Origin of the sequence: Corynebacterium minutissimum (assembly GCF_016889765.1) — a bacterium.
Classification (GTDB): Bacteria; Actinomycetota; Actinomycetes; order Mycobacteriales; family Mycobacteriaceae; genus Corynebacterium; species Corynebacterium minutissimum_B.
This window is the reverse complement of sequence record NZ_CP069533.1, coordinates 477,494-500,656: the sequence shown is the minus strand read 5'-3', so window position 1 is coordinate 500,656 and position 23,163 is coordinate 477,494. Positions and strand designations below refer to the sequence as shown.

Below are 23,163 nucleotides of genomic sequence, written 5' to 3'. Positions count from 1 at the left end.
GCATGGCACGGACGCTCCTGGTCACGAATGATTTCCCGCCTACCATTGGGGGAATTCAGTCCTACCTGCGAGATTTCCTCCGCACTCTCGCCCCGCAGGACGTCGTCGTTTTTGCCTCAACACAGGATGTGGATGCCGCTGCTGAATATGACAAGTCGGTGGACTATACGGTGGTGCGGTGGCCGCGTAAGGTGATGCTGCCGACCCCGGCTACGGCCCGTGAGATGCAGCGCCTCATCCGTGAGTACGGTATTGAGACCGTGTGGTTTGGTGCAGCAGCGCCTCTTGCGCTGATGGCATCAGCGGCACGGAAAGCTGGGGCGCGCCACATCGTGGCGACGACGCACGGTCACGAGGTGGGCTGGTCCATGCTGCCTGGGGCCCGACAAGCACTGCGCCGGATTGGAGACACATCTGATGTTGTTACCTATATTTCGGAGTACACTCGCCGTCGACTGACACGGGCGTTTGGCCCGCACCCGCGGTGGGTACATATGCCGTCGGCGGTGAGCCTCGAGGACTTTGTGCCCGCAACGGAGGCGCAGAAGGCGGAAGCGCGCCAGCATTTTGGTTTGGGTGAGGGGCCGGTCATCGTGTGTATCTCACGATGGGTGCCCCGCAAAGGCCAAGATCAACTTTTGCGCGCCATGCCGCGAGTACGGCAGGCGTATCCGGATGCCCAGCTGCTTATTATCGGCCGTGGAAGCTATGAGTCCACACTGCGGGTACTTGCGCAGGAGTACTGTCCTGATGCAGTGCTTAAAGAGGCGCGGGACACCGACGAGCTGCTCATGGCACTGCATGCGGCCGATATTTTTGCCATGCCAGCCCGCACCCGTGGGGGAGGGCTCGATGTCGAAGGGCTGGGGATTGTTTATCTAGAGGCGCAGGCGGCGGGATTGCCGGTCATCGCGGGGGATTCCGGTGGCGCTCCAGAGACCATCACCCCAGAGTCAGGCGTTGTCGTCAGGGGGTCGGTCCTCGCGGAGGTGGAGGAAGCGGTGGAGCTGCTGCTTGGCGACGTCCCCCTGAGGCACCACATGGCAACCTCCGGACGCCGCCACGTGGAGGAGCACTGGACGTGGGAAATTATGGGAGCGCGTCTGCGCGAGGTTCTTGAATGTGACCGGAGCTAAGTCGGAGGTATATCCTACTAGTCATGCTTGAACACTCTCCCTCTGTCGAAGGCGACGACGCTGGCCTCACCATTGGTTTCGATATCGGCGGCACCAACCTTCGTGCTGCAGTCATCGATGCAGCTGGAGAGATTGTAGATTCCACAAGCGTGCCCACAGCCACCGATGCTGGCCAGCTGGAAGATGACATCGTTCGGTGCGTAGAGGAACTTTCAGCTCGACATGACATCACTGCGGTAGGACTCGCCCTCGCCGGGTTCCTGGATCCTGACTGCGAAGTGGTGCGTTTTGCTCCGCACCTGCCGTGGCGTGACGCCGCTGTGCGCGAGACGTTGAGCAAACGAGTAGATGTACCGGTTCGCTTGGAGCACGATGCTAATTCGGCTGCATGGGGCGAGTGGCGTTTCGGTGCCGGCCGCGGTGCCAAGGAGTGGGTCTTCTTTGCCGTGGGCACTGGCATCGGAGCTACGTTGTTTACCGAGGGCCGCATTTACCGCGGTGCCTTCGGAACTGCCCCCGAGTTCGGGCACCTTGTTGTCAACCCCGGCGGACGCTTATGCTCCTGTGGCAAGCGCGGCTGCCTGGAGCGCTACGCGTCCGGCACGGCGCTGCCGGACACCTTCGCAGAATTGCGTGGGAAGTATGAGACCGCGCTTCCTAACAAGCCCTCCGGTGAAGACATCACGGCTGCGGCTCGTCAAGGAGATCCGCTGGCCACAGCCGTCATGGAGGACTTCGGGCAGTGGCTCGGCCAGGGTCTGTCCATGGTGGCGGACGTGCTCGATCCAGAGCTCATTATCATCGGTGGAGGCGTCTCGCAGGACGCAGATTTGTTCCTCGATGTAGCCCGTGAGCGCATGGCACAACAGATTGTCGGTGCCGGTCACCGCCCCGTGGCGCGCGTTGCGACCGCCGAGTTGGGCTCGGCGGCAGGTATGATCGGTGTCGCAGATCTCGCCCGTCAGGAGCGCCGAGGTTAACACCGTATACTTGCCCTTCGTGGAGTCATCCGCGGGGCCGGCACAACCAGAGATAGGACTATAAGCGATGCGAAACAAGTGGTATTGGGCTTTTAAGCACATCTTCTTTGGGCCTGCCTTGCGGGTATGGAACCGCCCATGGTCTGAGGGTATGGAACGCATTCCAGAGTCGGGCCCGGCTATCTTGGCGTCTTCGCATCAAGCGGTCATGGATTCTTTCTATTTTCCGCTGTTGTGCCCGCGGCAGATCACCTTCCTGGCTAAGAGCGAATACTTCACCACCCCTGGACTGGTGGGGCGAGTGCAGAAGTGGTTCTTTAGCTCCGTGGGCCAGGTGCCGATTGACCGTGTGGATAAGAACGCTAGCGATGCCATGTTGGCCAGCGCGCAGCGCATCATGGGGCGCGGCGATCTGTTTGGCATTTACCCCGAAGGCACGCGTTCGCCGGATGGCCGCATCTACAAGGGGCGCACCGGCATGGCCCGCATTGCGCTCACCACAGGGGAAAAGGTGCTGCCGATTGCCATGATCAATACCCGAAAAGCCAACCCTATTGGCTCGTGGATTCCGCGTCCGGTGCGCGTCGGCATGCGCGTGGGCGAGCCTATTGATCCCACCGCGTGGGCAGCAGAACGCGGCCTTGATCCAGAAGATCACGACACTGCCCGCGCTCTCACGGACTATGTGATGAAGCAGCTGGCGGAGCTGACCGGGCAGCCATATGTGGATGTTTACGCCTCTGATGTCAAAGCATCCCTGCAAGCTGGACACGGCTACCCGGAAGGGGCCGAGCCCGGTTCGGAGGCGCAGTAATCTGTGAGCTCTTCTCTCTCTCATCGCCTTGCCTGGCCTGATGTAGCGAAAGGATTATCCATCCTTGGCGTGGTGTTGCTCCACGTCACTTTAGCCGTACCAGAGGCCCAAGATACGTGGCTGGCTGCCTTTAACGTGTGGATAGATCCTCTGCGCCTGCCTTTGTTCTTCCTTGTCAGTGGCTATTTTTCTCAGAAGGTTTTTCGCTTTAGCTTTGCCGAACTGGTTACGCGGCGTCTGTGGTTTTTCTTTGTGCCCTATGTGGTGTGGATGCTCATTGAGCAGCAGACAAAACGCGTGGAGTATCACTGGGTCTTTGGGGATCCCATTTTTGATCCGAGCCAGATGGTGGCCAGCCTTCTCGTGGGCCACTCCATGGCGTGGTTCCTCTATGCCCTCATTCTTTTCAATGTCTTTTTGTGGTGCGTGCGCACGCTCCCGGGGTGGCTGGGTCTGCTATTGAGCTTTCTTCCGATCCTCTTCATGGCGTGGCAAGCGGAGTTTCACTCCATTGCGAAGGCGGTCATGTTCCTGCCGGTGTTCGTGGCAGCGGCGTATTTTCGTGACGTGATTACGGCCTTTGCTGATGCCCTCGAGGCGCCATTTCAAGGACGCTGGGAACAGCGCACGTTGTGGGCTTATTCGGGCATGATGGTGGCCTACGCCGTTGGTTTCTCTGTCCGTCGCGCCTGGGATCAGCGTGCCGAACCTATGGAGATGGCGTGGCCGTTTCCTGGCGCTGAGGTGTTGGCTGACCATGATCTTCACATTCTGGTGCGCATGGTGGAGCAGTTCTGTGAAGTTCCCGTGGGTATCGCCGTGGCGGTGGCCGTGTCCTATATTCCGGCCGTGTCGATGGGGCTTAGATTCATCGGCGCACACACGCTCCCGATCTATCTGGGACACCCAATTGGTTTGACTGTCTTGTATGGCTTCCCCATGGCGCTGTACCCACGAGAAATCTCACTGGCGGGGCAGTGGCCGTTGGACAATACGTGGTTCTGGCTGAGTATGTGCATGGTCTACGCGGGGCTGGCCTCGCTCGCGCTGTGGGCCTTGGGCAAAATTCCGGTGCTGGGCTGGTCACTGAAGCCGCCGGCGTTGGGTCGCCGCCAAGCAGAGCCCATCGAGCCGCTGGAGAACCAAGATGCCGCGGCGACGAGCAGCGCAGCACAAAGCGGATAGGTTTACGGCAGGGGAAGTATCGGTGCTGAGTATGGGCCCCGGTGACAATGGGGAATGGAAGAGAGGCTAGGATACGAAACCGTGCGCTACTTCTACGACACCGAGTTTATCGAGGACGGATCGACCATCGAGTTGGTCTCCATCGGCATCGTGGGCGAAGACGGTAGCGAATACTATGCCGTGTCCACCGATTTCGACCCCTCCAAGGCGAATGCCTGGGTACGTGAGAACGTCCTAGACAAACTGCCGAGTCCCGGCAACGAGGTGTGGAAGTCCCGCGCCACTATCCGTGAGGAACTCCTCGAGTTTATGGGCGGCCATTCCAGCCCCATTGAGCTGTGGGCATGGGTCGGCGCCTACGACCATGTGGTCTTGGCTCAGCTCTGGGGCGACATGGCTGGGCTGCCCAAGGGGCTGCCGCGCTACACGCGTGAGCTGAAGCAGTATTGGGAGTTTGCCGGCCGCCCCACGCTGCCGCCCGTGCCGAATGGGAACCACGATGCGCTTGTCGACGCCCGCCATAACCTCGCCAAGTTCCGCACCTGCGAGCAACACCTGCCGTTGAGCCGCGGCAACCGCGTGAATCTATAAGGTGGGGCAATCGGGGGATTAACTAACGCACTATAGGCGCGAGATGGTTTAATACTGGGTGTGAGTTGGACAGTAGATATTCCCAAAGAAGTGCTTCCTGATCTGCCGCCGCTGCCGGAGGGCATCAACGAGAAGTTCCAGGACGTTATTGCACGTGAGGCCAAGCAACAGCCTAGCTGGGACCAGCTGCAAGCAGATAACGTGCGCAAGATTCTGGAATCGGTCCCGCCCATCGTCGTGGCCCCGGAAATTGAGGAGCTCAAGCGCAAGCTTGCCGACGTCGCCTTGGGCAAAGCCTTCCTCCTCCAGGGCGGCGATTGCGCAGAGACTTTTGAATCCAACACTGAGCCGCACATTCGCGGCAACATCAAGACCCTGCTGCAGATGGCTGTGGTCTTGACCTATGGCGCGTCTACCCCGGTAGTGAAGCTGGGGCGAATTGCCGGCCAGTACGCGAAGCCGCGTTCCTCTGATCTCGATGCGAACGGCCTGTACAACTACCGCGGCGACATCGTCAACGGCGTTGAAGCCAACGAGGAGTCTCGCCGCCACGACCCCGCCCGCATGATTCGTGCTTATGCAAACTCGTCGGCTGCAATGAACCTGGTTCGCTCCCTCACGCACTCCGGCACCGCGGACCTGTACCGCCTGCATGAATGGAACCGCGAATTCGTGGCGAACTCGCCGGCGGGTGCCCGTTACCAGGCTCTGGCCAACGAGATTGAAAACGGCCTGGCGTTCATGAATGCTTGTGGCGTGTCCGATGAAACCCTGCGCTCGGCGGAGATTTACTGCTCTCACGAAGCCCTGCTGAAGGATTACGAGCGCTCCATGCTGCGACTCGGCACAGATTTCAATGGGGAAACCAAGCTCTATGATTTGTCCGCTCACCAGTTGTGGATCGGCGAGCGTACCCGCGGCATCGAGGACTTCCACGTGGCGTTTGCGTCCATCATTGGCAATCCAGTGGGCATCAAGCTGGGCCCTGGCGTGACTCCGGAGCAGGCAGTGGAGTACGCGGAAAAGCTTGACCCGAACCGTGAGCCGGGCCGCCTCACCATGATTGCTCGTATGGGCCACGACAAGGTGCGCTCCGTACTGCCCCCGATTATCAAGGCAGTGGAGGAATCCGGCCACAAGGTGGTCTGGCAGTCCGACCCGATGCACGGCAACACCTTCACTGCGTCCAACGGCTACAAGACCCGCCACTTCGACAAAATTGTCGATGAGGTTCAGGGATTCTTCGAGGTTCACCGCGAGCTGGGGACCCACCCAGGCGGCGTGCATCTCGAGTTCACCGGTGAGGACGTGACCGAGTGCCTCGGTGGCGCTGAGGATATCACCGACGTAGACCTGCCGGGCCGCTACGAATCTGCCGTGGACCCGCGCTTGAACACCCAGCAATCGCTGGAGCTGTCCTTCCTCATCGCGGAAATGCTGCGCAACTAGAAGCTAGTACGGTCTCCAGAGAATCGGCCACGTGCCGTATTCTCCGGAGCCAAACCACCACGCCGCCACCGCAACGGCGAGCGTGGCGAGGCTAACGAGGATAAGAAACCCGAAAAGGGAGACCGCGCTGCGGTTGGTCAAGGGGCGTTCCTCGGGTTCTTCTTCAGCACCGGCAGGAGCGTAGGACTCCTCGACCGGCACCGGCGGCTCAGCCAGAGGGGGAGCCACGGGCGGTTCGACGCGTGTCTCGAAGTCTGGTGCAACTGGCTGGGGCGCGTCAGACCGCGGAGTGTTGAGCGCAGAGGTTGCTTCGAAGACTCGGGTATTGCCAGTGCCGGCAAAATCCGTGGGTACCGCGGCGGTGCGGGCAGCGGCCGAATTATGGGGGATGGGGACTGTAAAGGCCGGCAGCTGAAGCTCGCGGGAGACATCGTCCAAAGCATCGAGGAACTCGCCTGCATCGGCGAAACGCTCGCCAGGGTGGCGTGCGGTGGCGGTGGCCACGAGGGCGTCGAAAAGCATCGGCACGCCTTCGATACGTGAGGAAGGCGCGGGGACATCCGCGTGAACGCGGGCGGTGGCATGGGCCAGCGGAGTTTCACCACTGAAGGGAACGGTGCCTGTGAGCAGCTCGAAGAGCACAATTCCCGCCGAATAGACGTCGGAAGCCGGTGAAATCTCCGCGCCGGTGACCTGCTCCGGGGAGAGGTAGCTGACGGTGCCGACAATCTGGCCGGAACTATCGTGATCCGCGCGCGTTGAGCGCACGAGACCGAAGTCACCTACTTTGACGCGGTGCGTGTTCGTGATGAGCACATTATCCGGCTTGATATCGCGGTGTACGAGCCCGGCGTCGTGGACTTCGCTGAGTCCCGCCAAGACCGAATGCATGACACCAGCGGCGGCATGCGGCGGCATGGGGCCACGCTCCGCGAGAAGCTCGCGTAAGGTGCCGCCGGTGATGAGCTCCATAATGAGATAAATAGGCAGTCCGTCCGCGGAGAAGTCATGGACCCCGACGAGGTTGGGGTGGCTCAGTTGCGCCATGGCGCGGGCCTCGCGCTCGAAACGAGTGACGAAAACGGGGTCATCGTGATAGCGCTCATCCATGACCTTGGCGGCGACGGCGCGGCCCAAACGCATATCCACGCAGCGGTACACAGTGGACATGCCGCCGCGGGCGATCGGCTGGTCGATACGATAGCGTCCCTCAAGAATGTCGCCCACGTTCAGCCTTGTCATGGATTCCAGTATGGTCGATCCTCTCCTCAAAGTGTGATCCCGCTACAGTTGTGTCTGTGACTAATTCTGCGAAACCTGAAGAGAATTCCCATCCCGAACTGGTCGAGTTGCTCGCCGGCGAGGAGCTGCTGACGCTCAAAGACGTGGCTGAAAAGTTGGATCTTCCTATCACCCGCGTCTTTGACTTGCTCAATGCCCGCAAGTTCATTGCTTGGCGTGACCCAGAGGGAAACCGCCTAGTCCCCGCGTCCTTCTTTAACTCAAAGGGCGCCATTTCCAAGTACGTCTCGGGCGTGATTACTGTGCTTTCGGACAACGGGTGGCACGATAACGAAATCTTGGCGCACCTGTTTACCGAGGATGACTCTTTGCCGGGGCGTCCCATTGATGGACTGCATGGTCACCTCGCGCGCGAGGTTATTCGGCGCGCGCAGGCCTCGGCCTTTTAACCGTCGGCGTCTTAGACGCCGACCTTGCAGGAACACCAGCAAAGATCCACTGCGTGGCGCTCCATGCCACGACTACCATGCCGATGACCCAGAACCAGTTGTAGAGCTGGTGGTTTCCGTCACCAGCAAAGGCAACTCCGATGAAGAAGGTGGCGCCCGTAGCGAGCTTGAGGATGGGCAGCGGCGGGCGGAACGTGCCCATCAGCGTCGACACTGAGGCGTAGTACCAGGGCAGCGTGACGGAGTTGAAGACGAATGCCACTTGGTAGGCCGCAGCCGTGGCGGCGATGGCGCGGCGCACGCCGGTGCGACCCCACCACCACACGAGGACGAGCCCGAGCAGCATGAGCACCATGCCGGCAGAACGCAATACCCCGAGCACGCCGTTGTAGGTCGTCTCGGGTGAGAAGAATTGGATGAGGGGCACGAGGACGTCGGCAAGCAGCGTCGGCCCCGCCAACGGGTTGATCACCTTGGAGTTGCCGCTGATCTGTGAGAGCCAGCCCCACGAGCTTCCCGACGCCCACGTGATCACCGCAACCGCTGACGCGACCTCAGCCACGGCAATGATTCCGGACAGAAGGAAAATACCGACTCGTTTGAGCGCCTTCGTCCCTTCCGGTGCCCAGTGGTGAACCATGAGCCACACGATGAACGGCGCGGCGAACACGGCCGTCGCTTTGAGCGAAACTGCAATGCCCACGAGCAGGAGGCTGGCATGAAACTTGTGGTGGACCGCCGCGAGAAGCCCAAGCGAGACCAAGCCGACCATGACGGATTCGTTGTGCATGCCGCCGATCAGATGCAGAATCATGACGGGGTTGGCCACACCCAGCCACAACGCCAATGCGGGATCCCCGCCGATAGCGCGGGCTAGACGCGGGATGGACCAAGCGATGGCAGCGAAGCCGATGACGGAAACGATCTTGTAGACGATGATGCCGGCGGCAACGTGATCACCAACCAGCTGTGTGACGCCCTTGCCCATCCACAAATGCAGCGGCCCATAGGGCGTGGTGGTGTTGCGCCAGTCGTGGGACACTTCCAAGAGGAATGGCCCGGGGTTGACCGCGGCACCTTCGGTGTAGGGATCGAAGCCGTCACGCACCATGGCTCCCTGCATGAGATAGGAATAGACATCCCGGGACGCGAGTGGTGCGGCTATGAGCAAGGGAGCAATCCAGCTGAGCAACATACGTTGGATGTCGCGCAGACCGCCCTCCGGTTTTGGATCCTTGAGCTGCGGGGCAATGACGTGACGCCCAGCCAGGACCCACGCGCCGACAAGACCGAAGAGGCCAATCCAATACAGGACCATGCCGATGTTGCGGCCGTGTCCGTAAGCAAGGAAGCCAATATTGAGCGCCTCCAAGACGCCGCCCCGGTTGCGGGTAGCGCCGCCGGAGAAGGACGCCAACGCCAGAATGATGCTGGCGACAATGCCCAAGGGAAGCGGGTTGGGGATGCGTAGGGCAATACGCGTGGATGTGCGGGCAGCCATGCTACATCCGGCGGGCGGTGGATTTGCGGGCAAGATCCTCCAGCGTTGCAGTCACATCTGGAGAGACGTGGGCGTCGTACAAGTGCGACAGGCCCGACTGTGTCAGTTCGGTGATGCGCTGCTCGACGACGTCCGGCGCTCCCGACTCAGCGATAATCTCAGCCATACGCGAAATCTCATCGGGGTCTTCGGTTTGGCCAATGAGGCGACGAAGCTCTGCCGCGGCGACGGGGTCAGTGGCATCCGTGCGCTGCAGCGCGAGGGAGAGCAACACGGTGCGCTTGCCCTCGCGGAGATCGTCACCGGCAGGTTTACCGGTAATAGCGGGGTCACCAAAAACTCCGAGAAGGTCATCACGAAGCTGAAAGGCGATACCAATATCGCGGCCGTAGCCGCGGAAGGCAGCGATGAGCTCCTCCGATGCCCCTGCCACAGCCGCACCAAGGTGGAGTGGGCGTTCGATGGTGTAGGCGGCCGTCTTAAATCGGTTCACGGAATCCGCCAAGGAGGCATCCTCGGAGCCCTCAGCCTCGAGTGAGATATCCAGCATCTGGCCCCCGATAACCTCGCGGCGCATACCGCGCCAAGGCTCGCGCACGCGAGCAAGTGCCTCAGGGCTCAGACCTGAATCCTGGAGCATGTCTTCTGCCCAGACCAGTGCCATATCGCCGATGAGGATGGCGAGAGATTGGCCGAAGAAATCTGCGTCTCCATTCAATTCCAATTCGCGATGGCGGGCAGCGACTCCTCGGTGAACGGTGGGGTTCCCGCGCCGGGTATCGGAGGCATCCACAATGTCATCGTGGATAAGCGCGCACGCTTGAATGAACTCGAGTGAGGAGGCAGCGCGCAGCATTGCCTCCGGCGATTCCGATCCCTCCAGACCATGTGCGCCCACGAAGCCGGCCCAGGCATAGAGCGGGCGGATGCGTTTTCCACCATTAAGAACAAAGGATTCCAAGTAGGAGATGGCGTGGGTTACCGGCTGGCCAATAGCGGCGATGGAGTCGCGCTGTCCGTCGAGGAAGAAGGCAAGCTCAGCGCGCACGGCAGCGGGGATATCGTCCAGGGTAGGAATCTTCGGTTCAGTCACACTTGTCACGATACCTGGCAGGGGCGAGCAGGTTAAGCGCCAGGTTGGGTGGTGTCGACGGGCGTGAGCGGTACGGAGGACTGCAGGATAGCGAAAGGCCGTGAATCGGCAGGGTAGTAGAGCTGGCGCAGGAAATCTGTAAAGCCCATGCGGCGATATAAGCGGAAGGCGGAGTTGGCTTCGCCTGGATGCTCGGGCGTGGATAAGAGGATGTAGCGCGCCGGCAGATTCCAAGCGAGGGCTTCGAGAATGCTGCGGCCAAGCCCGTGGCCCTGTTCTGCTGGGCGGACGTGGATTTCTGCGAGCTCAAAATAGTTATGGAGGATGTCCTCCTGTTCCGGGCTGGGGCCGCCAATAGTCATCAATGCACGGCGGAGCTGCCTATCCCACCACGTATCAGGGGAGCCTAAGAAACCGTAGGCAAAGCCGGAGATTCCGTACTCGGTGGTGGCGACCACGCAGGAAAAACCTGGCCGCATGAGGTCTGACTTCCAGCGCGCGATCGAGTTGTCACGCATGGCCTCTGAGTAGCCCATGGCCTCGATATAGATGTCTACCAACTGTGGAAGGGCAATCGCGAACTCTTGGGGGCTCAAACGGCGCAGCGTATAACTCACAGTTCTAATAACAACAGATCCGTACAGCCGGCGAAAGTGGAACCGAAAAATGAAGGTTGGAGTCGTCGCGTTAGCGTTCGAAAAACGAGGAATAATTTACTTAAACCGTTGCAAGAGTCGAACACGTGAACTAATGTTAGGGGTGGATGTACGGAGGCGGTCCTACAGTGATTCGCAGAAGCTTAGGGAAACGTCACAGGTGAGTGTCTCGGGCACACAGTCAGTAGGTGCGGTTATGGCAAACAAGGAGGAGTGGTCATGGCACAGGTAATTTCAGCAACAGCGGCAGCGCGGGGGCGTAGGCGAGAGTCAATGCAAAGTGTCCGGCGCGATCGCTTTCTAACTCAGGCCCTTGATTTGCTGGCGGATGCCCGCTCAAGTGCCGCGCAGGGTCGCTTTGAAGACGCTCTAGAGATGGCTTATCGTGCGTCGCTGCGTGCAGCCGGGGCGCGGGTAGCAGCATCGTCGGTGTCTCGGCGTCGCCGTCTGCCTACTTCTGCATGGGAGCAGGTTGCCCTCGTAGGTCCGGCGGACGCTCAGTGGGCGGCAGAGTTTAAGGAGTACTCGCGGGTGCGTTCTCGTGTGGCGTCGGGAATGGATCCAGTTCCTCATGAGGATGCTGTCTATGAGTATTTGGCGCTGGCTGCGCGATATGTCGACGCGACCGAATCTGAACTCGGTTTCGGTGGCTTGGCTGCGTAGTGGGATTAGCTGCAGTTGGCAGTTATTTTTGTGATCGTGGTGACGTAGTAGCCGGGCGCAGGGAGACGGACTGTCTTTGCGGGAACTATCTCGCTACTCTTGACGTTATAGAGGTAGACATTCCCTAAAAAGACATCATTTACCCGAATCTCACTACGGAGGACGCTGTGGCCCTTTCTGAGCAAGAACAGCAAGCACTGCGTGAAATTGAGCAGTCGCTGCTGGCCAATGACCCCGACTTTGGTGCGTCTGTAACTGGTGATTCCTCCTTTGGCGGGGGATCCGGTGCCATTACCCTCCGTGGAGTGGCACTCGTTGTCGTCGGCCTGTGCATGATGGTGGGCGGTATCGCTCTCGCGCAGCAGTCGCTATGGTTTATCGCACTCTCCATTCTCGGCTTCCTTGTGATGTTTGGTGCAGGTGTCTGGATGCTGCGTGGAAACTCTGGAGACTCCTTGGTGTCTGTTTCCACTGCCTCTTCGTCCCGTCCCCAGCAGTCGAAGAAACGACATGGTGGTATGGGCGATCGTTTGGAAGATAACTTCCGCCGTCGTTTTGAGGAGCGTTAAGAGCTCTCACTAGCTTTCTAGCGCCGTACTACTTTGCGGTGATGACGTTAGTCATCGCATGCAGAGTGGTGCGGCGCTTTTGTGTTTTGTTGGGGTGCCCCACTTTGCCCCACATTCCCCACTTTGCCCCACCAGGGTGATACTGGGGGTGCTGAAGCGCGTGTTTGGCGGGTGCTTGGGGGTTAACTTGTGGGTGATTCTGCAGGAAAGGAGAGAGCTGTAGGGGGAAGAGTGGGTAAAGCTACTTAAGTTACATGTGATTCTAAAGTGTTAGGTGGGGTTATCTGGGGGACGTGTCAAGAGGGTTTTGGGGAATTTCCCCCACCGAAAAACAGGCTATTTATCTGCGATTATAGTGAGACACGCGCGTGTACTTTGCCTTCAAGGTGTGGAAGGTGGGGGAAAGTGGGGTAGAGTGGGGCGTAGCGGAGGAGAGTTGATCTCCTGTCGCGAGAGGAATCCGGAGTTTTCGAGTGACAGGAAGGTGGACCCGGGATGTTTCTCGGTACCTACACTCCCAAGCTCGACGACAAAGGGCGGCTCACGCTTCCGGCGAAGTTTCGTGAAGAACTGGCCGGTGGCCTCATGGTCACCAAGGGGCAGGATCATTCGCTCGCGGTGTATCCGCGGGAGGAGTTCGCGGCACGAGCTAGGAAAGCGGCGGCTGTGTCACGTACCAACCCGGACGCGCGTGCGTTTATCCGTAACTTGGCTGCGAGTGCGGACGAGCAACGTCCTGACGGGCATGGGCGTATCACGTTGTCCGCGGGTCATCGCGAATACGCAAACCTCACCAAGGAATGCGTAGTTGTTGGCTCAGTTGATTTCCTCGAAATCTGGGACGCAGCTGCGTGGGCTGAGTACCAGGCGCAAACTGAAGACGCTTATTCGGCAGCAGATGCCGACGACGTGCTTGCCGGCCTCTTGTAAGGGCCGGGACAACGAGAGTGCGTGTACGGACTCTGCCCGAGGAAGATGATCTGGTGTACTTCCCCGACATCAGAAGCCTTCCTCGGACAGGGCCCTATACGCACTCAATCTTTATCGAACAAACCAGACAGCGAACTCAGGCGCCTTGAGGAAGGGGGACAGCGGGCTGTGGCACAGGATGAGACCATCACCTACGACGTGAACGATAATCACGGTCACGTACCCGTCATGCGTGAGCGCATGGCGCAGTTGCTGGCACCCGCAGTTGAGGCCGCAGGAGAGAATGCCGTCATCGTGGATGGCACTCTGGGGGCGGGTGGTCACAGCGAGTACTTCCTCCAAAAGTTCCCTTCCGTGCGCATCATTGGCGTGGATAGGGATGGGCAATCATTAAGTAATGCTTCGCAGCGTCTCTCTGCCTTCCCAGAGCGCTTCGTTGGAGTTAATGCCCGTTTCGATGAGGTTGGTGGCGCCATTGCAAACGGTGAGGGTGAAATCTTTGCCATCGCCCGGGAACATGGCATTGCCGGGGCGCTGTTTGATCTTGGCGTGTCCTCCATGCAGCTCGACCAGGTTGACCGTGGCTTTGCGTACAAAACGGATGCGCCGCTGGATATGCGCATGGACCCGAGCCAGGGGATAACGGCTGCAGATGTACTCAATACCTACAGCCACGGGGACCTCGCTCGCGTGCTGAAAACTTATGGCGATGAGCGCTTTGCTGGCAAGATTGCCTCCGCAGTGCTCAAAGAACGGGATAAGGAACCGTTTACCACGTCTGCCCGTCTCGTCGAGTTACTGTATGACGTTATTCCGGCAGCCACTCGCCGCACCGGCGGCCACCCGGCAAAACGTACTTTTCAGGCGCTGCGCGTGGAGGTTAACCGGGAACTTGAGGCCATCGAGCAGGTTATTCCCGTCATTACGGATGCGCTTTCCGTCGGCGGGCGTGCGGTGTTCATGAGCTACCAGTCCCTCGAGGACCGCATTGTGAAGCAGGCCTTCAAAGAGCTCAGCACTTCCACCACTCCGGCAGGTTTGCCGATGGATCTTCCTGGAACTGCCGCCCACTATTCCATTGTGACGCGTGGTGCGGAAAAGGCTAGCGAGGAAGAGATTGCTGAAAACTCGCGGGCCGCGTCAGTACGCGTTCGCGCCTTGGAACGAGTGGATGGAACCCCATCGTTCCATGACCCGGGAGGAACATCATGACGCTTCGAGACCGCACAGCCCTTTCCCGCCACCACGAGAGGACCCCTACCATGGGAGCAAGCCGCGATTTCACCACTGGATCCGACTACGCTGGTCAGTCAACTGCGCTGCTTGAGCGCAGCCGCCGCACGACTCCGCTGCCCAGCCGTTCCCCGCACCGCGGCACCGTACCTACTCGCCGCAAGAGAGAGGGGCTGCGTGGAGGCCGTCTCGGCTCGAAGCAGGTTGTAAGCAACCGCGGGCGCCGCGTTGTTCAGAAGCCCAAGAACAATGGACGCTTTGCACGGCTGTCAGTCATCGCCATCACGTTGCTTATCACTGGTGTGATAGGAGCGATGTGGCTATCGGGTCTGTCGACCTCGCAAACATTCAAGATTCAACAGCTCACGGCACATGAATCAACGCTTGATAATCAGCTGGAGACCCTCAACCGGGATTTGGAGAATGTTCGTTCAGCCTCGGATGTTGCCCGCCGTGCGCACGAAGCCAACTTGGGAATCCCAGTACAGCCGGGCATCGTTGAAGTAAATGGCGAGGGAAAACCTGAAGAGAAGCGTGAAGCGACTCCTGAGATGGAATCCGTCGTGGACGTCAACGGCGAGCCAGTTCGCCCGGGCCGAGCGTCGAGTGATCCCAACGCAACGGCCAATATGTCTGACAACCTTAATGTCCGTCCGAACCTCCACACTGGCCAGCCACACCGAGACAATGCAGAGCGCGATGCGTCTGCGGAGCATGAGGACCACGGGGAGGAATCTGCTCCGGCTGAAGGCGGCGTGGAGCTTCCGGATATTCCGGCACAGGCGCCCTACGCAGCTCGCGGTTAGATTCCGACCCCTGCCCGCGCGTGCCTGCGCGGGCACGCGGTGATCATAGGGCACAATTCGGGGGTAAGTAGGCCCGCCGCTCGCGGCGGCAAACCAGGCCCATCTGCTGCAGAAAGAAAGGTGACGTGTGACTCCACCACACAACGGTGGTCGGCGCCCGAGGCGCCCTTCCACGGCCCGTGCTTCCCAACCACGTGGCACAGCGCACCAGCCCCGGCAGCGATATGAGGCCGATAGGGTTATCCCCGCGACGCGAGACAAGCATCCGCGGACTGGAAAACCGGCTGTCAGCCAGCAGAAGACGATGCGCCGCCGTGTGCATGTTGTCGCTTCACTGCTGCTTGTCGTCATGTTGGCGTGGATGGGGCGTCTTGCCTGGGTACAAATCGTGTGGGGGCCAGACCTCGCAGCGAAGGCGGCCGCTCAGCGAACCCGCGTCTATATCGACACCGCTGGCCGTGGTGAGATTCTTGACCGCGATGGACAGCGCCTCGCTTACACCATGCGCGCGCGTTCGCTGACAGTATCGCCAACGCGTCTGCGCGATGAATTGCGCCAGCAAGAAAAGCTCGAGGCCGTCAACACCGCTGAGTACGCCGGCCTTGCACCCGATGCCCAGGAGTCTTTCCTCGATAACAAAGTCAAAGACCGCCTCACCGAGATGGCGGAGGGTATCCCGTCGATGCTCAAGGACGCGGGTATCGATGCTGGAGATGTGGACTCCGACCAGATTATGGACAAGCTCCGCGCTGATACGCAGTACGAGGTGCTCGTTCGTAACGTGGACCCAGATGTCGCAGTGGAAATTTCGGAGCGGTTCCACGGTCTTGCTGCCGATGAACAGCAGATTCGCCAGTACCCCAACGGATCGATCGCGGAAAACGTTATCGGCAAGGTGTCCATGGATGGGCAGGGCCAGTTCGGCTTTGAAGCATCGGGAGACACGACATTGACTGGTATTGACGGTAGCTCCACCGAGGATGTCTCCGCCAGTGGTCAGGTTATCCCGGGCACCCTCCGCGACCAGGTGCCGACTACCGACGGCAAGAACGTTACCTTGACCCTGGACCTTGACCTGCAGACCTACGTCCAGCAGAAGCTGGAGAAGGCGAAGGCAAATTCCAAGGCTAAGAGTGCTGAAGCAGTGGTTCTTGATGCCGCCACCGGACAAGTCCTCGCTATGGCGAACACGGACACTATCGATCCGAACAAGGACATTGAGAAGCAGCTGGACAAGGATAAAACCTTCGATAACCTCAGTATTTCCCATCCTTTCGAGCCGGGGTCGGTAGCCAAGATTATTACCGCAGCGGCAACGATTGAAGAAGGTTTGACCGATCCTGATGAGGTCCACCAAGTGCCAGGTTCTATTGATATGGCCGGCGTGACCGTGAGCGATGCGTGGCCACACGGCGTCGAGCCGTATACGACCACGGGTGTCTTTGGTAAGTCGTCGAATGTGGGCACTCTCATGTTGGCCGAGCGCCTGGGACAGGAAAAATACGCCGACTATCTCAAGAAGTTTGGTCTCGGCCAAACCTCGGGCATTGAGCTGCCCAACGAGTCACCTGGCCTCGTTCCTGCGCTGTCGCAGTGGTCCGGCGGTACTTTTGCCAACTTGCCCATCGGCCAGGGACAAGCGTGGACTTCGCTGCAGCTCGCTTCGATTTACCAGACCCTGGCCAATGACGGTGAGCGCATTGAACCGCGCATTATTGATTCCATCACCGGGCCAGATGGAACTAAGGAAGAGCTTGAGGAGCCAGAAAAGACACAAGTGGTGAGCCCCGAAACGGCACGCACCGTGGTGGATATGTTCCGCGCTGTTTTCCAATCCGATGAGCAGGGCATCAATAACGGCACCGCCGGTAACGCAAAGATTGAGGGATACCAGCTGTCCGGTAAAACAGGTACGGCACAGAAGGTAGATGAAGAGACCGGTGCCTACTCCAATTCCAAGTACTGGATCACGTTTGCGGGCATCGCGCCTGCCGACGACCCCCGTTTCGTCGTCGCCGTCATGCTTGACGAGCCAGAGTCCGGCGTGAACGACGATGGTTCTGGCGGCCAGTCGGCTGCACCAGTCTTCAGCGACATCGCCGCATGGCTGCTCAACCGCGACAACATTCCACCGTCACCACCGGCCCCGCCGCTGACATTGCGTGCCGAGTAGACCTTATTGAGTCAGTAAACGATAGAAAAAGAAGAACAACACAGAGGAGACACAGTGACAAGCAGTATCAGCCTCGAGCACCTAGCGGACATTGCCGGCGGCCGCGTGATCGGGGACGCCTCGGTCACCGTTGACTCGTGCGGCCTTAACTCCGCCACGCTGGCACCGGGCGGGCTCTTCGCGGCGCTGCCTGGTACTCGCGTGCATGGTGCGCGTTATGCCGCGGATACCCCGGCGGCAGCCATTCTCACTGATGAGGACGGACAGGCCCTTCTTTTAGAGGTAGGGGAGTCTCGTCCCATCCTCGTGGTGGAGGATATTCGCGCCATCCTCGGTCTCGTAGCCGCGGAGATTTATGGACACCCCACCGAAAAGCTCACCGTTCTCGGCGTAACGGGCACGTCGGGTAAGACCACGACGAGTTACCTCCTCGAGGCCGGTCTCCTTCACGCTGGCTATTCGGTGGGCCTCATCGGAACGACTGGTACCCGCATCAATCGCGAGCCGGTGCCGACGTCCTTGACCACCCCAGAGGCCCCGACCCTTCAAGAGCTGTTCGCCCGCATGCTGTCTGAGGGCGTGACCCACGTGGTCATGGAGGTCTCTTCCCATGCCTTGGAGCTGGGGCGTGTTCGGGGCACGCGCTTCGACGTCGGTGGCTTTAGCAATCTGAGCCAGGACCACTTGGATTTCCATCCCACGATGGAAGACTACTTCGAAGCCAAAGCCGCGCTTTTCGACGGCCCCCAGGCCGCCGAACGCGCCGTCATCTGCGTCGATGATGACTGGGGCAAGCGCATGGCGAAACGTGCGGCAGCACTACCGCTTACACGCGTTGCAACACAGGGCGAGGCTGATATCACGGCACGCCAACTCAGCACCGAGGCCACTGGTGCCCAGCAGGTGGAAATGACGATTGCCGCCAGCGGTACGACCTATGACTTCCGTCTTCCTATGCCAGGTGAATTTAATATCGCTAATGCCGCCCTGGCGACGGGCATGGCCGCAGCCATTGGACTCGACCCGCAGACCTTCCTCGATGGCGTGGAAAAAGTCGCCGTGCCTGGACGCATGGAACGCATTGACCGCGGCCAGGACTTCGTAGCAGTCGTGGACTATGCACACAAACCAGCCGCCATCGCCGCGGTACTCGATACCCTGCGCGGACAGCTGGAGGGAACGCCTGGCCGTATAGGCATCGTCGTCGGTGCTGGCGGTGACCGCGATTCTTCCAAGCGCCCGCTGATGGGAGCCGCGGCCGCGAAACGTGCCGACCTAACCGTTGTAACCGACGACAACCCTCGCACCGAAGACCCCGCCACTATCCGCGCGGCCGTCATTAAAGGCGCCCGTGAAGCGAACCCCGATGGCGATATTCGCGAAGCAGACTCCCGCGCCGCAGCTATCGACGAAGTCGTTGCGTGGGCACGGCCCGGTGACGCCGTCATCGTCGTAGGCAAAGGCCACGAAGTGGGCCAGCTCATTGGTAAGACGATGCACCACTTCGACGACCGCGAAGAATTGTCGCGAGCCCTCGACGAAGTTCTTCGTCACAGCGCGAATCAGGACTTAGCGGGGTACCGTGACAGCGACGATGATTCTCAGTCCAAGGAGGACGCATGATCGCCTTAAGCCTCAGCGAGATCGCTCAGATCACCGGCGGCCGTCTCGATCACGTTGAGAATCCGGATGCCCAGGTCACCGGCTTCGTCGAATTCGATTCCCGCAAAGTTACCCCGGGTGGCCTTTTCGTCGCGCTGCCGGGTGCGCGCGTCGACGGACACGACTTTGCCGCGACTGCTATCGAGAAAGGCGCGGTTGCTGTCCTAGCAGCACGCCCGGTCGGCGTTCCAGCCGTCATTGTGGAGCCTCGTGGGCGCGTCGAAGGTGATGGGGCCAATGCGGATATCTATGCCAACGATGAGGACGGCTCCGCGGCGGCGGTCGTCCACGCGCTGTCCGCTTTGGCCCGGGCGGTCACCCAGCGTTTGACGCAGTACGAGCTCAACATTGTGGGCGTGACAGGTTCTGCCGGCAAGACCTCGACCAAGGACCTTATCGCCACGATTTTTCGCTCGGTAGGGGAGACCGTGGCACCACCAGGTTCCTTCAATAATGAGATCGGTTTGCCCTACACGGCATTGCGCTGTGATGAGCATACCCAGTACCTTGTCGCCGAGATGTCGGCTCGCGGAATTGGCCACATTCGCCACCTCACCGACATCACCGCCCCGCGCATCGGCGTGGTTCTCAACGTTGGCTCTGCCCATCTGGGAGAGTTCGGCTCTCGAGACAACATCGCGAAAGCCAAAGGCGAGCTTATCGAGGCATTGCCCACCGCAGCCGAGGGCGGCGTCGCCGTTCTCAATGCCGATGACCCCTTCGTTGCCGCTATGGCACCCCGCACAAACGCCAAGGTGGTGTACTACTCCACGGAGACTCGCCGTGGTGGTGCTCCGGCGGCGCAGTACTATGCCACGGACATTGTGCTTGACGACGTCGCCCGCCCTTCCTTCACCCTGCATAGCCCCGGCGCCCAACCAGTGGACGTCAAGCTCCAAGTGTTCGGCTCCCACCAAGTCTCCAATGCGCTAGCGGCAGCGGCCGCGGCGATTGAGCTGGGGCTGTCTGCGCAGACAGTGGCCAATGCGCTGTCTGGGCATCGCAACGCCTCGGAACACCGCATGGACGTGCGTACCCGCCGGGATGGTGTCACCATCATTGATGATTCCTATAACGCCAACCCAGATTCCATGCGTGCTGCCATCGCTGCTCTGGCCTATACGGCCGCCGCGCGCCCAGATGCCCGTGCCATCGCCGTATTGGGTGAGATGGGCGAGCTCGGCAGTGACGCTGAGGCAGCGCACCGCCAACTAGGTGAGGTTCTGGCGAAATACCACGTTGGTCACCTCATCGCAGTGGGAGAAAGCGCGAACTGCCGGGCGATGACGGAGGCTGCGGCCGAGCAGGGTATAAATACAATGGTGTGCGCCGATGCCGCTGCGGCAGCGAAAGCGGTCGAGGGTATCCTGCGCGCGGCCCCGAGAGGGGTCGAAGACTGGGCCAACCGCACTGTCAAGGACGTGGTCTTGGTGAAGGCATCTAATGCCCAGCGGCTCTGGTTGGTCGCGGAAGAGCTGAACCACAGCTAGCCGCTAGAAAGGACTTCAAGCACGTGACTCAGATCATCATCGCTGGTGTGGTCAGCTTCCTCGTGGCGATCTTTACCACCCCGCTGCTTATCCGGTACTTCTCTGACGCCGGCCGCGGGCAGGAAATCCGCGAGGACGGACCTAAATCGCACCTGCGCAAACGCGGAACCCCTACCATGGGCGGCCTCGCTATTCTGGCCGGCATCCTGGTGGCTTACCTCGTTGTGGGGTTCTACGGCAGGCTTACCGGCCATGTGGGCTTTACCGCATCCGGTGTACTCGTCCTTGGTCTTACCTTGGGCCTGGGTGCCGTGGGTTTTGCGGATGATTTCATCAAGCTGTTTAAGAAGCGCAACCTGGGCCTTAATAAGACCGCCAAGCTTGTCAGCCAACTCGCGCTGGCCCTGCTTTTCGGTTTCTTGGTGTTGCGCTTCCCTAATGAAGAAGGGCTCACCCCAGGATCCACCAAGCTGTCCTTTACCCGCGACCTGAAGACCTTCGACCTCGCGGTTGGGGGAGCAGTTGTGGGCACCATCGTGTTCCTTGTCTTCATGTACATCCTCATTGCGGCGTGGTCGAATGCGGTGAATCTTACTGACGGCCTCGACGGCCTTGCAGCGGGTGTGACGGCCATTGTGATGGGCTCCTATTCGCTCATGACCTTCTGGCAGTTCCGCTATTCCTGTGCTTCCGAGTTCACCGCCGGCTGCTACCAGGTCCGTGATCCGCTTGACCTTGCGGTCCTCGCCGCTGCCGGCCTTGGCGGCTGCTTGGGCTTCCTGTGGTGGAACGCTGCACCGGCCAAGATCTTCATGGGCGATACCGGATCCTTGGCTCTGGGCGGCCTCGTTGCTGGTATTTCCGTGGCCAGCCGCACGGAGCTGCTGATGATTGTCATCGGTGCTCTCTTCGTTATTGAGACGGTGTCTGTGGTCATCCAGATTGTTGTCTTCCGCACCACCGGCAAGCGCTTTTTCCGCATGGCTCCAATCCACCATCACTTTGAAAACGGCGGCTGGGCAGAGACAGCAGTGGTGGTTCGCTTCTGGCTCTTGGCAGCCATGGCTGCCATGGCTGGTGTGGCCATCTTCTACGGTGACTGGCTCACCGCCAGCGGCATTGGCTTAAGCGCATGAGCCCCCGTCCTGATTTCCTCAACGGCCGCGTCCTCATCGCCGGTGCAGGTGTATCTGGTCGCGGCTGCGCCGTAGTACTCGCTGGCCTCGGCGTCGATATCACCGTCGCGGACGGTAATGCGGATTCTCGATCACGTCTCGAGTCGGAATTGGGAGTAGCTACCGTGGACACTGACACGGTGGATTGTGCGGACTATTCCCTCGTGGTGACCTCCCCAGGCTGGCGCCCCGATTCTCCACTCCTCGCTGCCGCGGCGTCCTGTGGCCTTGACGTCATCGGCGATGTCGAGCTGGCCTACCGTTTAGACCGCGCCGAGGTATTCGGCGCCCCTCGCCGCTGGTTGGCTATCACCGGAACCAACGGTAAAACCACCACCACGGGCATGCTCGCGGCCATTATGGCTGCGGATGAGCAGCGCTCTGGCCTGCGGTCCCAAGCAGTAGGCAACATCGGTGTGTCTCCCTTCGATGCCCTTGCTGCAACTCCCCGCGTGGACATCCTCGTGGCAGAGCTGTCCTCCTTCCAATTGCACTGGTCTTCCCAGTTGCGCCCAGAGGTGGGTGCGCTTCTCAACCTGGCTGACGATCACCTGGACTGGCATGGCTCCTTTGAGGCCTATGCCGCGGACAAAGCGAAAATCCTGGGCGGTGACCATGCCGTGATCGGCCTGGATGACGACTACGTGAGCACTCACTACGGTCACGCCGAGTCGCCCCGCATCGGTTTTACCCACACCGAGCCTGCCCCAGGCCAAGTCGGTGTGAGCGCCGGAGGGCTATTCATTAACGACCTCGCCGGAGTCACGGTCACCGTCATCGATGATGTGACGACTCTCCAACCCGCGGGTCTGGCTGGCGTTCTCGACGCCGCGGCAGCTGCGGCCGTCGCTGCCCGGGCAGGGGCCCATCCGGCGTCCATCACGGAAGGACTCCAGTCGTACGTCGTTGCCGGGCACCGCGGCGAAATCGTGCACGAGCACGCAGGCGTAAGCTACATCGACAATTCCAAAGCTACCAACCCGCACGCGGCAGAAATCGCCATGCGCGGCCTCGACTCTGTGGTGTGGGTCGCCGGCGGTCAGCTCAAAGGCGCAGACGTGAGTGACCTGCTGCGCACCCACGCGGACCGGATGAAGGCGGCGGTTCTGGTGGGCGTCGATAAGCACGTGCTCGCCCAAGCCCTCACCAAGGCCGCACCACACGTGCCCATCGTGCTGGTGGAAAGCCGCGACCCCCAGGCTGCCATGGATGAGGCCGTGGCAGCGGCGGTGCAACACGCCGACGCCGGCGATACCGTACTTTTGGCACCGGCTGCGGCATCGTTGGATATGTACACCGGAATGAGCCAGCGCGGCGACATGTTTGCCGCCGCCGCCCGCCGCCTCGCCCGCTAACCAGGAGCATT

The 23,163-nt window shown here is 60.3% G+C and carries 21 protein-coding genes; 17 read left to right on the top strand and 4 right to left on the bottom strand.

What is annotated here, in order from left to right; translation table 11 throughout:
* The first annotated feature begins 2 nt into the window (after positions 1-2).
* The 6 genes from I6J26_RS02310 (at position 3) to I6J26_RS02285 (ending at position 6,155) form a co-directional block, all read left to right on the top strand.
* The gene (locus I6J26_RS02310) at positions 3-1,136 is read left to right on the top strand and encodes a glycosyltransferase family 4 protein (RefSeq protein ID WP_115022924.1); all 1,134 of its coding nucleotides are present in this window, start codon (positions 3-5) and stop codon (positions 1,134-1,136) included.
* A gap of 23 nt (positions 1,137-1,159) precedes the next feature.
* A complete protein-coding gene (locus I6J26_RS02305; protein ID WP_115022922.1) occupies positions 1,160-2,116 on the top strand; it encodes an ROK family protein in 957 nt (318 codons plus the stop codon).
* A gap of 67 nt (positions 2,117-2,183) precedes the next feature.
* Entirely contained in the window at positions 2,184-2,930 is a 747-nt protein-coding gene (locus I6J26_RS02300; RefSeq protein ID WP_115022920.1) for a lysophospholipid acyltransferase family protein, read from the top strand.
* 3 nt (positions 2,931-2,933) lie between these two features.
* Positions 2,934-4,115, top strand: coding sequence for an acyltransferase family protein (locus I6J26_RS02295; RefSeq protein ID WP_115022917.1), 1,182 nt, complete (start codon positions 2,934-2,936; stop codon positions 4,113-4,115).
* An 81-nt stretch (positions 4,116-4,196) separates the two neighbouring features.
* Complete coding sequence (locus I6J26_RS02290) at positions 4,197-4,706, top strand: polyadenylate-specific 3'-exoribonuclease AS (RefSeq protein WP_115022915.1); 510 nt, start codon at positions 4,197-4,199, stop codon at positions 4,704-4,706.
* 60 nt (positions 4,707-4,766) lie between these two features.
* On the top strand, positions 4,767-6,155 hold the full coding sequence (locus I6J26_RS02285) for a class II 3-deoxy-7-phosphoheptulonate synthase (RefSeq protein ID WP_039676119.1): 1,389 nt from the start codon (positions 4,767-4,769) through the stop codon (positions 6,153-6,155).
* 3 nt (positions 6,156-6,158) lie between these two features.
* Here the strand turns inward: I6J26_RS02285 and I6J26_RS02280 are convergent, their stop codons facing one another.
* Positions 6,159-7,397: a protein kinase domain-containing protein gene (locus tag I6J26_RS02280; RefSeq protein ID WP_115022913.1), complete on the bottom strand. Its 1,239-nt coding sequence runs from the start codon at positions 7,395-7,397 to the stop codon at positions 6,159-6,161.
* A 50-nt stretch (positions 7,398-7,447) separates the two neighbouring features.
* Here I6J26_RS02280 and I6J26_RS02275 point away from each other — a divergent pair, with 50 nt between their 5' ends.
* Positions 7,448-7,846 carry an Rv2175c family DNA-binding protein gene (locus I6J26_RS02275; protein ID WP_115022911.1) on the top strand — a complete coding sequence of 133 codons (399 nt, stop codon included), beginning with the start codon at positions 7,448-7,450 and terminating at the stop codon, positions 7,844-7,846.
* Here the strand turns inward: I6J26_RS02275 and I6J26_RS02270 are convergent.
* From I6J26_RS02270 to I6J26_RS02260, 3 genes are read right to left on the bottom strand one after another with little or no spacing between them, the layout of a single operon-like run.
* Positions 7,815-9,347, bottom strand: a complete 1,533-nt coding sequence (locus I6J26_RS02270) for an alpha-(1->6)-mannopyranosyltransferase A (RefSeq protein WP_115022909.1) — start codon at positions 9,345-9,347, stop codon at positions 7,815-7,817. The two genes, I6J26_RS02275 and I6J26_RS02270, sit on opposite strands and share 32 nt — an antisense overlap.
* Position 9,348: 1 nt before the next feature.
* Complete coding sequence (locus tag I6J26_RS02265) at positions 9,349-10,440, bottom strand: polyprenyl synthetase family protein (RefSeq protein ID WP_115022907.1); 1,092 nt, start codon at positions 10,438-10,440, stop codon at positions 9,349-9,351.
* 32 nt (positions 10,441-10,472) lie between these two features.
* A complete protein-coding gene (locus I6J26_RS02260) occupies positions 10,473-11,057 on the bottom strand; it encodes a GNAT family N-acetyltransferase (RefSeq protein ID WP_070669929.1) in 585 nt (194 codons plus the stop codon).
* A gap of 312 nt (positions 11,058-11,369) precedes the next feature.
* On the opposite strand from I6J26_RS02260, the gene I6J26_RS02255 reads away from it, so the two are divergent.
* The 10 genes from I6J26_RS02255 (at position 11,370) to murD (ending at position 23,152) form a co-directional block, all read left to right on the top strand.
* Entirely contained in the window at positions 11,370-11,759 is a 390-nt protein-coding gene (locus I6J26_RS02255) for an SAV_6107 family HEPN domain-containing protein (protein WP_239121809.1), read from the top strand.
* A 167-nt stretch (positions 11,760-11,926) separates the two neighbouring features.
* On the top strand, positions 11,927-12,328 hold the full coding sequence (locus I6J26_RS02250) for a DUF3040 domain-containing protein (protein ID WP_070669927.1): 402 nt from the start codon (positions 11,927-11,929) through the stop codon (positions 12,326-12,328).
* A gap of 495 nt (positions 12,329-12,823) precedes the next feature.
* Positions 12,824-13,258, top strand: coding sequence for a division/cell wall cluster transcriptional repressor MraZ (gene mraZ / locus I6J26_RS02245; protein WP_010190539.1), 435 nt, complete (start codon positions 12,824-12,826; stop codon positions 13,256-13,258).
* Positions 13,259-13,426: 168 nt separating this feature from the next.
* Positions 13,427-14,470 (top strand): 16S rRNA (cytosine(1402)-N(4))-methyltransferase RsmH, encoded by a 1,044-nt coding sequence (gene rsmH / locus I6J26_RS02240; protein ID WP_115022902.1) that lies wholly within the window; start codon positions 13,427-13,429, stop codon positions 14,468-14,470.
* A gap of 50 nt (positions 14,471-14,520) precedes the next feature.
* A complete protein-coding gene (locus I6J26_RS02235; RefSeq protein ID WP_239121808.1) occupies positions 14,521-15,297 on the top strand; it encodes a hypothetical protein in 777 nt (258 codons plus the stop codon).
* Positions 15,298-15,601: 304 nt separating this feature from the next.
* Positions 15,602-17,470, top strand: coding sequence for a peptidoglycan D,D-transpeptidase FtsI family protein (locus tag I6J26_RS02230; protein WP_115022898.1), 1,869 nt, complete (start codon positions 15,602-15,604; stop codon positions 17,468-17,470).
* A 54-nt stretch (positions 17,471-17,524) separates the two neighbouring features.
* A complete protein-coding gene (locus I6J26_RS02225) occupies positions 17,525-19,093 on the top strand; it encodes a UDP-N-acetylmuramoyl-L-alanyl-D-glutamate--2,6-diaminopimelate ligase (protein ID WP_115022896.1) in 1,569 nt (522 codons plus the stop codon).
* A complete protein-coding gene (locus I6J26_RS02220; RefSeq protein ID WP_115022895.1) occupies positions 19,090-20,622 on the top strand; it encodes a UDP-N-acetylmuramoyl-tripeptide--D-alanyl-D-alanine ligase in 1,533 nt (510 codons plus the stop codon). Before I6J26_RS02225 ends, I6J26_RS02220 begins: the two co-directional genes overlap by 4 nt.
* A gap of 23 nt (positions 20,623-20,645) precedes the next feature.
* A complete protein-coding gene (gene mraY / locus I6J26_RS02215) occupies positions 20,646-21,758 on the top strand; it encodes a phospho-N-acetylmuramoyl-pentapeptide-transferase (protein WP_115022892.1) in 1,113 nt (370 codons plus the stop codon).
* The gene (gene murD, locus I6J26_RS02210) at positions 21,755-23,152 is read left to right on the top strand and encodes a UDP-N-acetylmuramoyl-L-alanine--D-glutamate ligase (RefSeq protein ID WP_115022890.1); all 1,398 of its coding nucleotides are present in this window, start codon (positions 21,755-21,757) and stop codon (positions 23,150-23,152) included. Before mraY ends, murD begins: the two co-directional genes overlap by 4 nt.
* Positions 23,153-23,163: the final 11 nt, after the last annotated feature.

Coding starts and splice junctions, on each gene's coding strand:
- I6J26_RS02310 (WP_115022924.1), top strand. CDS start 3: ATGGCACGGACGCTCCTGGTCACGAATGATTTCCCGCCTACCATTGGG.
- I6J26_RS02305 (WP_115022922.1), top strand. CDS start 1,160: ATGCTTGAACACTCTCCCTCTGTCGAAGGCGACGACGCTGGCCTCACC.
- I6J26_RS02300 (WP_115022920.1), top strand. CDS start 2,184: ATGCGAAACAAGTGGTATTGGGCTTTTAAGCACATCTTCTTTGGGCCT.
- I6J26_RS02280 (WP_115022913.1), bottom strand. CDS start 7,397: ATGACAAGGCTGAACGTGGGCGACATTCTTGAGGGACGCTATCGTATC.
- I6J26_RS02270 (WP_115022909.1), bottom strand. CDS start 9,347: ATGGCTGCCCGCACATCCACGCGTATTGCCCTACGCATCCCCAACCCG.
- I6J26_RS02255 (WP_239121809.1), top strand. CDS start 11,370: ATGCAAAGTGTCCGGCGCGATCGCTTTCTAACTCAGGCCCTTGATTTG.
- mraZ (WP_010190539.1), top strand. CDS start 12,824: ATGTTTCTCGGTACCTACACTCCCAAGCTCGACGACAAAGGGCGGCTC.
- I6J26_RS02235 (WP_239121808.1), top strand. CDS start 14,521: ATGGGAGCAAGCCGCGATTTCACCACTGGATCCGACTACGCTGGTCAG.
- I6J26_RS02230 (WP_115022898.1), top strand. CDS start 15,602: ATGCGCCGCCGTGTGCATGTTGTCGCTTCACTGCTGCTTGTCGTCATG.
- I6J26_RS02220 (WP_115022895.1), top strand. CDS start 19,090: ATGATCGCCTTAAGCCTCAGCGAGATCGCTCAGATCACCGGCGGCCGT.
- murD (WP_115022890.1), top strand. CDS start 21,755: ATGAGCCCCCGTCCTGATTTCCTCAACGGCCGCGTCCTCATCGCCGGT.